Source organism: Advenella sp. S44 (assembly GCF_002810445.1).
In the GTDB taxonomy this organism is placed as follows: Bacteria; Pseudomonadota; Gammaproteobacteria; order Burkholderiales; family Burkholderiaceae_B; genus Advenella.
This window is the reverse complement of record NZ_NEXS01000001.1, coordinates 620516-633279: the sequence shown is the minus strand read 5'-3', so window position 1 is coordinate 633279 and position 12764 is coordinate 620516. Positions and strand designations below refer to the sequence as shown.

Sequence of the window (12764 nt, the reverse complement as noted above, 5' to 3'; positions counted from 1 at the left end):
TGAGTCAGAGAACTAGACTATCGCCTGATCAAGGAACTGTGGACTTTTGAAGAAGACAAGCGCATTGCCGTGCGACTCGCCTACGAAGGCAAACCAAATTCTGCGTTGCAGAACCGGCCGACGTAAGCCTTGCAGCAGTCGGCACTATTAAGTTCAGCGTCAGTTTTATGCCTCACTCAAAAGTTCTCGCATATATTCAGGTTACTATGGCAGTACATTTGGCTGCGTTATCGTCAACGCGGACATGGTCGGGACAACCATGTTCATATGCGCCAGCTAAGATGTGGCGATATGATCCGGTGTACGGAGCAGGAAATCGATAACATCTCAGAAAAATGATTCGCAAAAAAGGAGCAATTAATGAGCAATACTATGCTTGCCTTACTCGCATTTCTGCCGCTTATACTGGCCGGAGTGCTATTGATCGGATTCAGAATGACCGCCAAAGTCGTCATGCCGATCGTCTTCGTTGTCACCACTGTCATCGCGCTTACTGCGTGGCAAATGAGCGTCAACCGCGTTGTCGCTTCGGCTTTGCAGGGCCTGATCCTGACGGCCTCCATATTGTGGATTATTTTCGGCGCCATTCTTCTACTCAATACATTGAAACACTCGGGCGGCATCACAGCGATCCGCAAGGGATTCTCGGATATCAGCCCCGATCGCCGCGTACAGGCGCTGATTGTTGCATGGCTGTTCGGCTGCTTTATTGAAGGCGCCTCGGGGTTCGGTACGCCGGCGGCTGTAGCCGCACCGCTGATGGTCGTGCTTGGCTTTCCGGCGCTGGCGGCGGTGGTCGTCGGCATGATGATTCAATCGACGCCGGTTTCGTTTGGCGCAGTCGGCACCCCGATCGTCGTTGGCGTATCGGGCGGGGTCGATAAAGCCGGCATTACCGAACAGCTGGTGGCGCAAGGCTCTTCATGGGAGACGTATTTCCGCCTGATCACTTCGGAAGTGGCGCTGACCCATGGCATCGTTGGCGTATTAATGCCGCTGATCATGGTCACCATCATGGTGCGGGCCTTTGGCGCAAACCGCTCGTGGAAAGAAGGCCTTGCCATTACACCGTTTGCCCTGTTCGTGGGAGTCTGCTTTGTCGTTCCCTATATGCTGGCAGGTGTTTTTCTTGGCCCCGAATTCCCTTCAATGATCGGCGCACTGGTCGGATTGGCGATTGTCATTCCTGCTGCCAAGCGCGGTTTTCTGATTCCTCGCGAGGTTTGGGACTTTCCTGAATCCAGTCGGTGGCCGGCATCGTGGATCGGTAATATTGATGTTCAGCCTGTAGAAACGGTCGGGAAAAAGCCAATTTCTACCTTCAATGGCTGGCTGCCCTATGTTCTTCTGGCGGTCTTTCTGGTGATCTCCCGCACCGTCGAGCCAATCCAACAGGCGCTCAATTCCGTGACGTTCGGATGGAGCAATATCATGGGAGAGGACAAGGTGTCGGGTACGCTGGAACCGCTGTATCTGCCTGGCGGGATCCTGATTTTTGTGGTGATCATTACGATTTTCCTGCACCGCATGCGCGCCAATGATGTCAAGGCTGCCGTTGGCGAGTCTTGCCGCACGATTCTTGGCGCCGGCTTCGTCCTGGTTTTTACCATCCCCATGGTGCGAATCCTCATCAACTCAGGCGTCAACGCAGCGGACCTAGTCTCAATGCCGGTTGCCATGGCTCAATTTGTCGCCAATTCCGTGGGCAGCGTTTATCCCTTCTTCGCACCTGCCATGGGTGCGCTTGGTGCGTTTATTACCGGTTCCAACACCGCTTCGAACCTGATGCTGGCTGACTTTCAGTTCAATGTGGCCCAGCAGTTGGGCGTATCGACGGCCATGATGATTGCAGTTCAAGCGGTTGGGGCGGCAGCGGGCAATATGATTGCCATCCATAATGTGGTGGCGGCATCGGCCACCGTCGGTTTGCTGGGTCGTGAAGGAGATACACTTCGCAAAACCATTCAACCCACCATTTACTATCTCGTTTTCACCGGTATTATCGCCATGTTGGCGTTCTATACCTTTGATTTCACTGATCCACTGATCAGCAAATAACTGTCCCGCTTGCCGAGGATTTGGCCGCCTGAGTCTGAAAAGACCAGGCGGCCAAATTTGTATGAGGATCATATGAAAGACAACGGCAGGCGTCCGGAATCTGACACAGCCCTATACGCAACACGCGCCAGTGCTGACAGTCGGCAGGCTTTTGTTGCCAATGGCTCGCCTCGTGGTTCGTGCGGTGACCTGCTGTGACGAAGAAACGGCAACCGTGTAAATTTTTATTTCTTTTGTGATTATCATGCAATCGAACCCGAGATTATGACAACTGCAATTAAACTCGGATTCGCGCTGACAGTTGTCGGCTCTATAAAAACAGTGACGCTCTAACAATATCCCAAGGAGAAAATATTATGCAAATAAACTTCCCGCGCCGTCGTGCCGTGCTAGCAGCAATTGCGTTATCTGCGGCGCTCGCCGCCTGCGGTCATCTGCCAGGTGGCGCGCAAAAAAATACCGTCACGGTCATCTCTTCGGGCGGCTTTGCCTCTTCCGTCGAAGCGCTTGCGCCGCAATTTGAAAAACAGTCGGGCTATCAGGTTGATATTATCCATGGTTCATCGATGGGCGGCGCGACCGATTCCATTCCTGCCAGACTGGACCGACAGGAACCGGCAGACATGGTGATCCTGGCCCGCAAATCACTGGATCAGCTGGTCGATAAAGGACAGGTCGTCAAGGACAGCCAGGTGGATCTGGTTCGCTCGCTTATCGGCATTTCTGTCCAAAAAGGCGCTGCCAAGCCGGATATCAGCAGCGCCGATGCAGTCAAACGCGCCCTGCTGGCCGCTCCATCCATCGCTTATTCCGCCAGCGCCAGCGGCACCTATTATGAAAAAGAACTGATAAAGAAACTGGGTATCCAAGCCCAGGTCAAACCAAAGAGCAAACGCATTGTTTCCGAACGCGTCGGTGCGGTTGTGGCCCGCGGCGATGCCGCTCTCGGTCTGCAACAAGTCAGCGAACTGCTGCCGATCAAGGGGGCCGATTATGTTGGCGTGCTGCCACCCGCTCTGCAGAAGGCGACAATTTTTTCTGCCGGTGTGACCACGCACGCACGTAACCCGCAAGGCGCCAACGAGCTGATTAAGTATCTGACTTCTGCGGCGGCGGTAGAAACAATAAAAAAGAACGGGCTGGAGCCGGCGTTTTCGGCAAAATAGGATCGGTACAGTTGTTGTAAGCGGCGCAGCCGGTACCGCTCAGTAGCGGGGCCGGTCCTGCCCTATGACGAGGCCCAGCCCGGCTCAATGGCCGGTTAGCGGTGCACAACGCTGAATATCAAAACGTTCCCGTATACATGCCGCCGTCAATCAGCATGTTCTGCCCCGTGATATAACCGGCGTGCTGGCTGCATAAAAAAGCACACAAGGCGCCGAACTCATCGGGATGGCCAAACCGTTTGGCCGGCACCACCGCTTGCTGGGACTGTCTGATGGCGTCCATATCCTTGCCGGATTTAGATGCCGCTGCTTTCAACGTGTCTTCCAGACGATCGGTTGCAAATTTTCCAGGCAGTATATTGTTTATGGTCACGCCTTTTGCTGCGATGCTGGAACGCGCCACACCGGCCACAAATCCTGTGAGGCCGGATCGTGCGCCATTGGATAGCCCCAGAATATCGATAGGCGCCTTGACTGCACTAGAGGTGATATTGACGATACGCCCGAAGCCCCGTGTTGCCATACCGTCAACGGTTGCCTTGATAAGCTCTATCGGAGTCAGCATATTCGCGTCAATCGCTTTTATCCAGGCATCCCGATCCCATTGGCGAAAATCGCCAGGGGGCGGGCCACCCGCATTGGTTAACACAATATCAAAATCCTTCCCAGGCCCGCCGGCTGCACTGAATACCGCCTCGCGCCCCTCGGGCGTCGTGATATCGCAGGCAACCGCAATAACCCTGGCTGCAGTGAATCCATCACGTTTGGCAGCGGTCTCGGCCAAATTGGTCAGCTCACCGGCGGCTTGCTCCAGCACCTCGGCGCGCCTTGCATTAATCACAACATTGACGCCATTATCGACCAGTGCTTTGGCACAGCCAAATCCTAACCCTTTGCTGGCACCACAAACCAGGGCCCACTTGCCCGCTATTTCCAGATTCATACCTGCTTCCTTTTGATGCTATTGCGATAATGTTTACATTACTTTGCCGTGCACAAGGCAAAAGCGACAGATGTGCACACCATGGGGAAATCATAAACGAAATATGTCGTCCGTGTTGTCGCACCTACGATAAAGGCGGGTATACACGCTGCCGTAAAGACGGGCCTACACGCCGCTCATAACAACAGAAGACGGGATATTTCAGCCGGCATGCGTCCGCTTTGCTGTCGTCGTAATGCAACCGAACGCGCACGCGAGCGGTGCGCATTTGCCCGATGTGTATTCACGTCGGACAATTTATGATATTTTATGGTGCATGAGCTCGCTGGCGAGCCAAGGCGCGAAGAACAGATATAAACCAATATTTAATTAATCGATCAATTATGAAAAAAACAGAGCAGCTTGCAAGAAAAACGTCCGTAAGACGAGCTCGGAAAATCAATGGTCCCGGCCGTCCCGAAGGAGCCAGCGTTGTGCGCGACGAAATTCTGGATGCCGCCGAAGTCATTTTTTCAGATAAAGGTTATGCGGGCACCGCCTTGCGCGAGATTGCCGATCAGGCAAATGTGACCCAGGCGTTGATCAGCTATTACTTCGGCTCAAAATTCGGGCTCTTCCAGGCGGTCTTTTTGCGCAGAGGCGAAATGGTGTCCCGCGAACGCGTAGAGCGCCTGGAAGCACTGGAGCGGCAGAAGACCCCTCAAGTGAGCGATATCGTCAGAACCTTCCTTGAGCCGGTCCTGTCCCTGCGTGATACGTATCAGGGTCGCGCCTTTCTTAGGCTTCAGGCACGTTTGCATACCGAGCCCTCGGAAATTTCGTACTCGCTGCGGTCCGAGGCCTACGGCGGCTCTACTCAGCGCTATGTGGCGGTATTGAGAAAAGCGCTGCCAAAGCTGAGTGAGCTGGACGCCTGCTGGCGCGTGACCTTCATGATCGGCACCTATTTATATGCGTTTTCCGACACTCACAGGATGGAAGAGATGGCGCCCAAAGGACGCTACGATGTGAACGATACGAACGAGTTGATTGATCAGGTGACGCGGTTTATGGTGGGAGGATTGGAAGCGGAATAAAAAAGCCTGCGGCCGGGCAGGCTTTCATTCCCGGCGCAGGCTCGCTGCGAGCGTTGGTTTGTGCCTTAATCGGGTGACATGGCCGAACGACAAAAGTCCAGCGCAGCCTGTCTGTCCATAATCATCGCGTACTTCTGCTGCATGTCAAACAAACTGGCATCGTGCGGGCCGATCGCCCGGTCGCCCACGCAGTCGGACACCACCAGTGGCGTAAAACCCAGCGACATCGCGTCCACGACACTGGCACGCACGCAGCCACTGGTTACGCAACCGGCCACCAGCAATGTGCTGACCCCGTGCTGCGTAAGCCACGCCGCCAGCGTTGTACCAAAGAACGCCGATGGCACCGTCTTGCGTACGACCAATTCGCCTGGCGCAGGTTCCAGTTCCGGCACAATTGCACTGGCGTGACTATGCTCTTTTAGCGTCAGCATGCCGGGCACTTTTCTGCTGAAAATATTATGATCGGCACCGTCATCCGCAAACACGATGCGGCTATGGGCCACCGGCCAGCCACTTTCCCTTGCTTGCTGCAGAAGCGGTCGTGTGGACTCAATTGCACTTGTGATATTGCCGCCGCCAAAAATATCGGGGTCGGCAAAACCATTCACAAAGTCGATGATAAGCAATCCGAAAGGCGGGGCCAATTCCATTTCTGCGCCAAAGCCCTGTCGTTCAAAGACCTGGTTCTCACTCATGATACTGCCTCAGATTGCAATAACGTGGATTCAACCACTTTGCCATCGGCAACCACCTGCAAATCGTCCAGGTAGACGTCGCATCGCCTCATCGGCACATCGATATGACACGCCGTGGTTCGACTGCCGCCCGCTTCATTGTTCGGGCCCAGTGAAAACAGGAAGTTGCCGCTGACCGCGCGTGCATCCATGCCTATCGTTGCTTCCCTGTCGTACAGGCCCAGCGTAGACCAGTAGGCGCGTTTCTGCAAACCCCAGCCGATATGCGAAATTGCGTAGGCTTCCGGGTCGTCAAAGGATTCAATGTACTCCGATAGCATTTGTGCTTCGACCCCGCCGCTGATATCTGTCACAAAGCCGTTTTTCACCGTCAAGGTAATGGTCTCGCCGACATAGGACTTCATGGGCAACAGAATATCGCCTTTTGACAGCACGATCGTGCCTTGCGTTTCTCCTTCATTGGGCCAGGTGAAGGTAAAGCCGCTAGGCCAATGGTCCCAGCGACCCGGCTCATCGACGAAGCCATATTCCGACACGCAGGGATACTGCCCCAGCGGACAGCGCAAATCAGTTCCGGCTGCAGAAGTCACCCGCATTTGGCGGGCCTGTTTCAGAAGCGCTGCAGCTGCCTGGGTACGCACATGATCTTCTTGCGTGGGCACCATTCGTAAAAGCACCTCTGGCGGCTCCACAGCCAGCAGGATTTTTCCGCCCCCTTGCAAAATCTCATGCTGCTCGGGAGAAAAAAGCAATGTCATCAGGTCCAGGACCAGATCACTGGCCTTGAGCGCGGCGATTGCCGGGCGATTGCCGGTGAGCGGAGTCGTGCCAAGATAGGCCAGTGGATCGCGGCTTAATGATTTTTCTGCATTCACCGGCGGCAGATCCAGGCGACTGACCACCGCCCCCAGCATGGTCGCCGCAGTAATGGCGCAACGCAGCGTCTGCGGATGGGTGTGATCACTGGTCAGCACGGTGACCGCATCTCCTTTTGCAAGTTTTGACAATTTCAGTACATTGATCCAGGCTTGGATCAAATCTGTATCGCGGACAGCCATAATACCTCCCAGTATCTGTCGTATAAATTCCGTTTTTCACTCGTCCAGAGGACGTCCCAGAAAATCCCCGAAGGCCTGATAGAACCCCGGTTCGTTATCCCAAGGAATCATGTGCCCTGCATCTTTTACGCGCACGTGTTGCATTGAGGGCAGCAACTGAAGCAACTCGTTCATATCTGAATCACGAATGACATCGCCGCGTTCTGCAGCCATCAACAGGACGGGAACGTCAATACGGGCAAAGTCTGCATGAATATCATCGGTCTGGAATGCGTGAAAACTTTCCGTAATGGCGCGCTCGTTGCAGGTATGCAGCCACTGCGCCCGTAGCCGCAATTGCTCTTCGGTCCAGGTCGGGCAATATTGGCGCATCTGTTCAACACTTATTCCGCGCTGAGCCTGCCTGATTGAGTCCACATACCATTCAAGCTTTGCCGGATACGGTCGCCGACCAGGGCCCGAGACAGGTGGGTCCACGGCGACCAGACGCTTGATGCCTGCAGGCCGCTGCCCGGCGACGCGTATGCCGATGCGGCCTCCCATGGAATGGCCCACAATCGAACAAGATGGCAGGCTTAGGGCCTTCACAAATGCAATCACGTCTGCCGCCATTGCGTCCAGGCTGTAGTCCAGATCATCCGTGGCCTGGCTCAGGCCCCGGCCGCGTGCATCCAGCACGTAGGTATCAAAGTGACGCCCCAGGCGCTCTGCGACAAACCGCCACGTTTCTACCGGGCTGGTAATACCCGGAATCACGATTACCGGGTCGCGCGCATCCCGGCCGTCGGACTGACCGCCAAAACGCAGATAATGCTGCCGGATGTCATTGGCCCAGACATTGGCGCCATAAAGATAAGTATTTGTCATCGAATTCGTTTCCTAATAGTCATTGCCGGCACAGGATGACCGGCGTCAACGCTGCCATTGCTGCATTGTTATTCCTGCCCATGTCGATCGCCGGGCATACGGGACAACTCAACACTGGCTCAGGCAACCGGTTCCTCCGCACCGATACGCTCTTTACAACGGGTGGCATCGTATTCATAAACCCACTCGGCCTTGATGCCGACCGCATTGGGATTTTCTGCCTGCTGCTTCCTGAGCGCTTCATCACGCGCACGCTGCTCTTCGGGCGTAGACAGATGATAGGTACGACCACGCTCGCGCGCCTCAAGCTGCACCCGCGCGGTACGCGCAAGCCGCTCAGCCTCATAGCATCGCAGGGCCGCTTCGTGGTCCGTCGGGAAATGGGCGATCATTTCGGCCAGCACAAACGCATCTTCCAGTGCCATGGCCGCGCCCTGCGAGAGGAAAGGCAGCATGGGGTGCGCGGCGTCTCCCAGCAGGGTGGCGCGGCCTTTTGCCCACTGCGCCATGGGATCACGATCGAACAGCCCCCATTTGAATGTCTGGTCCGGATCGGTACGCTCAAGCAGGTCGATAATGTCCTGATGCCAGCCTTCATAGGCGGCCAGCAGTTCTTCACGGGTACTGGGTTCAGTCCACGATTCCGCGACCCAGTCTGCACTTTCATTGACTGCGACGATATTGACAGCGGCGCCACCCTTGACGTAGTAGGTCACAATATGCGCCTTGGGGCCAAACCAGAACGACGCGTCCGGGCTCACGAAAGGCAGTGGGTGCTGCTCTACCGGCACCAGGGCGCGCCAGCACATATGGCCTGTGAAGCTGGCCTGGTCTTTGCCCCAGAGTGAATCGCGCACGGCCGAATGAATGCCGTCCGCCCCGACGATAATATCGGCCTCAAAGCTTGAGCCATCATCAAAATGCGCCGTGGCCGAATCGGCGTCTTGCGTGATGCCTGTGCAAATCGTGTTGAATCTGACCTGGTCTGTCGGAATGTCCTTGCACAGGATGGCATGCAGGTCCGCGCGATGAACATGATGAAAGTCGGCGCCGAAATTGTCACGGCATATCTGTTGTAATGGGGTACGGAATAATTCGCGCGCATCGTCCCAGTTGCGGCCTACCATCGCCTTGGGCAAAAAGCCGATTCGATCAAGATCGTTCTGTAGTCCCAATGCCCTGAGCACTTTGACCGCGTTGGGCGTCATCTGTACACCGGCCCCAATTTCACCAAATGCCGGCGCCTTTTCAAAAACATAGGCGTTTATTCCGTGCAATTGCAACGCCCTTGCCAACGCGGCGCCGCCGATACCGCCTCCGATGATTCCTACTTTCAAAGTTTTCGACATGTATTTCACTCCAGTTTCAATCACATATGCTGATCAGCACATACCATTTATTAAATAACCATTTAATTAATTCACGAATATACGGAGATAGTCTCCGCAAGTCGTGCCTGTCAGGCCCCAAGATAGGCGCTCAGCAGCTCGGGATCATCCAGCAGGCCCGCGGCCTCCCGTTCTGCAACCACTTTGCCGGTTTCATAAACATAAGCCCTTGTAGAGACCGACAGCGCGTTATAAACATTCTGTTCAACCAGCATAACGGTGACCCCATGCGCATTAATTTCGCGGACAAACTCAAATACTTCCTCAGCCATTCGCGGGCTCAGCCCGAGACTGGGCTCATCCAGCAGCAATAGTGAAGGTTCCGACATCAGCGCGCGGCCGATAGCCAGCATTTGCTGTTCGCCACCGCTAAGCGTTCCGGCCAGTTGGCGATGCCTTTCCTTCAGGCGCGGGAACCGGTGATACACCAGCGTCACGCGCCGCTCCACTTCTGATTCTTTCTTGCAAAGGTACGCGCCCAAAGTCAGGTTCTCGTACACCGTCATGGTCGGCCAAATATGGCGTTCCTCCGGCGACTGAGCGATACCCTGGGCCACGATGCGATCGGCCGCGACGCCGGCGATGGAATTCCCCTGATAAATAATCTGCCCTTGGGTCGGCTTGAGCAGCCCGGAAATGGCGCGCAGCGTTGTACTTTTTCCGGCGCCATTGGCGCCGATCAAGGCAATCACTTCGCCCTGCTTAACGGTCAGATTCACGCCATGCAGTGCCTGGGTTTTGCCATAGCTGACATGCAGGTCTTTGATCTCAAGTATCGGCGTTGCCGGCGCGCTGTGGCTATCCATTGAAGTGTCTTGTTCCAATGCTATTGCATTCATGATTGCTCCTTGGCGCTTGTTCCCAGATAGGCTTCCACCACTTTGGCGTTTTTTTGCACCTGCTCTGGCGTTCCCTCGGCCAGCTTCTGACCGAAATGCATGACAACGACCCGATCAGAAACGCTCATGACCAGGCCCATATTGTGCTCGACCAGCAAAATGGACTCGACCAGATCACCCACCAGTTTTCTGAGTACCTCGCCAAACTCGCGGGCCTCATGGCTATTGAGTCCGGCTGCAGGCTCGTCCAGCATCAGGATTCTGGGCTTTGCCGCCAGGGCCAGCGCCACTTCCAGCAAACGCAAGTCGCCGCAAGACAGCTGGGCTGCCGGCACATTCATATGCCTGCCCAAGCCGATGGTGTTGACAATACGTGCAGCGCTATCTCGGATGTCAGCTTCGGTCTGCCGAACCTTCGCAGTCGGGAAAAACGTTTTCCATATCGGCTGGCGTGCCTCCATGTAATGACCGGTCAGCACATTTTCAAAGACCGAGAGCGTTTTGAGGATATTGGTTTTCTGAAAACTGCGCACGATGCCGCGCCGCGCCATGCTATACGGTTTTTCGCCGGTCACCTCCTGTTCATCGAAATGAACCGTGCCCGAGGAAGGCGCATAGAAACCCGTAATCAGATTGAAGCATGTCGTCTTTCCCGCACCGTTAGGCCCGATCAGCCCGACAATCTCTCCGCGTTTTACATTGAAACTGATGTCTCTGACAGCATGTATGCCGCCGAATGACTTGCATAGCCCGTTAACTTGCAGTGCGCCACTGGCCTGCGCATTTTGCGCCTGCGTGTTCATCATGCCGACCTCCTTTTTGTCCCGCCGATAGGCGCGCCTACTGACGTTGCGTGGTTCTGTTCGCGCTTTTCGCGACGATGGGTAACAAACCCCATGATGCCCTTGGGCAAGAACAGCACAATTGCAATAACGATCAGGCCGAACAATGACAATCGCAATTCCTGCGCCTCTCTCAGATACTCTTCAAGGAATGTGACCAGCAAGGCGCCAACCAGGGGCCCGATCAGCGTGCCCTTGCCACCGATGAGCACCATCGTGATCATGGTGACCATGAACGCGAAACGGAACATTTCCGGCCCGACAAATGAGATGTAATGAGCGTAAAATCCGCCAGCAGTGCCGCTCAGGAACGCACCCAGCACCAGCGCCATCATGGAATAGTTCAGCGGACGAATGCCGATAGACTGCGCAACGTACCGGTTCTCGCGGACCGCCACGGCAGCACGACCGGCATTGGAGTTCACAAAGCGATATGCCAGGTAAAGGGCAATGGCCAACAGCAGCCAAGCAACGCCATAATAAAAGTGTTTGCCCGCCAAATTGTCGATCTGCGCCAGGAACGCCGGCTGAGGGATTCCGGCAATTCCCATGGGCCCTTTGGTGACGGCGACCCAGTTATTGGCGATCAGACGCAGCACTTCCGAGAATGACAAGGTGATAATGACGAAAAACGGACCGTGCAATCGCAATGTGATCGCACCAATGATCGTTCCCATAATCGCCGCGCACAGCCCGGCTGCCGGAATCGTTGCCCACAGGGGCCAGCCGGCCTGGGTCGATAGCAACGCAGCCGCATAGGCGCCGGTCCCCAAAAAGGCCGTGTGCCCAAGGGAAAACTCACCGACATAGCCGACCACGAGATTGAGGCTTGTGGCCAGAACTGCATAGAACATCACAATAATAGCCACATGCAGAATATACTGGTCATGTACGATAAATGGCAGTACTGCCGCCAGCAGCATGAATGCCGCCAGGCAATTGCGTTGAATAGTCATGCTCTCTCCGCGCGTTTAACAAACAATCCGTAAGGGCGAAACAGCAGGGTCAGAATCACAAGAATAAAACCAATAATATCCACCCAGCCGGTAGCAACATAGCCACCCCACAGCGCTTCGGCCAGACCAAGCAACAATCCGCCAACAATCGCGCCGGCAAAGCTGCCCATTCCGCCTAGAACAACAACCACAAACGCCTTCATACTGACCAGTCCGCCAATGGAGACCTGGGTCGAATAAATTGATCCTAGCAACATGCCCGCCATGGATGCGATTACTGTGCCCATAGCAAAAGTGCCTGCATAGATATTGGCAGTTCGGATACCAACCAGTTTTGCCGCCATCGGATCCTGGAACGTTGCGCGCATCGCACGACCCAGCCGCGTTTTCTGGATGACAAGATACGTGACGACCATCAACACGATACTGACCCCGACGGCAAACATCCGGGCCTTGGTCAGCACAATCGGCCCCAGAAATAGCGGCCCGCCTGCCACCGCCGATTCAATTTTCAGCGGCGCGGTACCAACCAGCAGTAAAGCGGTATTGGCCAGGAATATCGAAAGCCCGATAGTGAGCAGGATTCCGGGCTCTTCGCCCTGATCGCGGATCCGTTCAATCAGAAACCGATCAATCAGCCAGCCAAACGTGCCCAGTACCACTGCAACCAGCAGCAGCCCGGAAAAGAAATCAAGCCCCAGCCGCGTGGTGGCCCACCATCCCATGACGCCGCCCACCATGTACAGCTCGCCATGCGCGAAATTGACAACGCGCATCAACCCCAATATCAATGTCAGGCCCAACGCCGACAGTGCATAAAAAGACCCAATGACCAGCCCGTTGGCAATATATTGCGGTAATAACTCCATACCG

12 protein-coding genes and 1 pseudogene are annotated in these 12764 nt (G+C 55.2%); 4 read left to right on the top strand and 9 right to left on the bottom strand.

The window, feature by feature from the left end; translation table 11 throughout:
• Positions 1 to 6 precede the first annotated feature (6 nt).
• From CAP48_RS02975 to CAP48_RS02965, 3 genes and pseudogenes are all read left to right on the top strand, one after another.
• Positions 7 to 102, top strand: a pseudogene (locus tag CAP48_RS02975) (DUF1348 family protein); the annotation flags it as partial.
• A 258-nt stretch (positions 103 to 360) separates the two neighbouring features.
• Positions 361 to 2058: an L-lactate permease gene (locus tag CAP48_RS02970; RefSeq protein ID WP_100694503.1), complete on the top strand. Its 1698-nt coding sequence runs from the start codon at positions 361 to 363 to the stop codon at positions 2056 to 2058.
• A gap of 356 nt (positions 2059 to 2414) precedes the next feature.
• A complete protein-coding gene (locus CAP48_RS02965) occupies positions 2415 to 3224 on the top strand; it encodes a substrate-binding domain-containing protein (RefSeq protein WP_100694502.1) in 810 nt (269 codons plus the stop codon).
• Positions 3225 to 3342: 118 nt separating this feature from the next.
• Here CAP48_RS02965 and CAP48_RS02960 read toward each other — a convergent pair whose 3' ends face one another.
• Positions 3343 to 4167: an SDR family oxidoreductase gene (locus tag CAP48_RS02960; RefSeq protein ID WP_100694501.1), complete on the bottom strand. Its 825-nt coding sequence runs from the start codon at positions 4165 to 4167 to the stop codon at positions 3343 to 3345.
• A 383-nt stretch (positions 4168 to 4550) separates the two neighbouring features.
• Between CAP48_RS02960 and CAP48_RS02955 the strand changes: the two genes are divergently transcribed.
• On the top strand, positions 4551 to 5243 hold the full coding sequence (locus tag CAP48_RS02955) for a TetR/AcrR family transcriptional regulator (RefSeq protein ID WP_100694500.1): 693 nt from the start codon (positions 4551 to 4553) through the stop codon (positions 5241 to 5243).
• Positions 5244 to 5308: 65 nt separating this feature from the next.
• Here the strand turns inward: CAP48_RS02955 and CAP48_RS02950 are convergent, their stop codons facing one another.
• The 8 genes from CAP48_RS02950 to CAP48_RS02915 all read right to left on the bottom strand — a co-directional run bounded on the left by CAP48_RS02950 (position 5309) and on the right by CAP48_RS02915 (position 12760).
• Positions 5309 to 5941 (bottom strand): N-carbamoylsarcosine amidohydrolase, encoded by a 633-nt coding sequence (locus CAP48_RS02950; protein ID WP_100694499.1) that lies wholly within the window; start codon positions 5939 to 5941, stop codon positions 5309 to 5311.
• Entirely contained in the window at positions 5938 to 6999 is a 1062-nt protein-coding gene (locus CAP48_RS02945; RefSeq protein ID WP_100694498.1) for a 2,5-dihydroxypyridine 5,6-dioxygenase, read from the bottom strand. Before CAP48_RS02945 ends, CAP48_RS02950 begins: the two co-directional genes overlap by 4 nt.
• A 36-nt stretch (positions 7000 to 7035) precedes the next feature.
• Positions 7036 to 7866: an alpha/beta fold hydrolase gene (locus CAP48_RS02940; protein WP_100694497.1), complete on the bottom strand. Its 831-nt coding sequence runs from the start codon at positions 7864 to 7866 to the stop codon at positions 7036 to 7038.
• Positions 7867 to 7985: 119 nt separating this feature from the next.
• Positions 7986 to 9215 (bottom strand): FAD-dependent monooxygenase, encoded by a 1230-nt coding sequence (locus CAP48_RS02935; protein ID WP_100694496.1) that lies wholly within the window; start codon positions 9213 to 9215, stop codon positions 7986 to 7988.
• A gap of 110 nt (positions 9216 to 9325) precedes the next feature.
• On the bottom strand, positions 9326 to 10060 hold the full coding sequence (locus CAP48_RS02930; RefSeq protein ID WP_197707237.1) for an ABC transporter ATP-binding protein: 735 nt from the start codon (positions 10058 to 10060) through the stop codon (positions 9326 to 9328).
• Between the two features lie 29 nt (positions 10061 to 10089).
• Entirely contained in the window at positions 10090 to 10899 is an 810-nt protein-coding gene (locus CAP48_RS02925; protein ID WP_100694494.1) for an ABC transporter ATP-binding protein, read from the bottom strand.
• A complete protein-coding gene (locus CAP48_RS02920; protein WP_100694493.1) occupies positions 10896 to 11891 on the bottom strand; it encodes a branched-chain amino acid ABC transporter permease in 996 nt (331 codons plus the stop codon). The genes CAP48_RS02925 and CAP48_RS02920 overlap by 4 nt, the downstream gene beginning before the upstream one ends.
• Positions 11888 to 12760, bottom strand: a complete 873-nt coding sequence (locus CAP48_RS02915; protein WP_100694492.1) for a branched-chain amino acid ABC transporter permease — start codon at positions 12758 to 12760, stop codon at positions 11888 to 11890. Before CAP48_RS02915 ends, CAP48_RS02920 begins: the two co-directional genes overlap by 4 nt.
• Positions 12761 to 12764 lie beyond the last annotated feature (4 nt).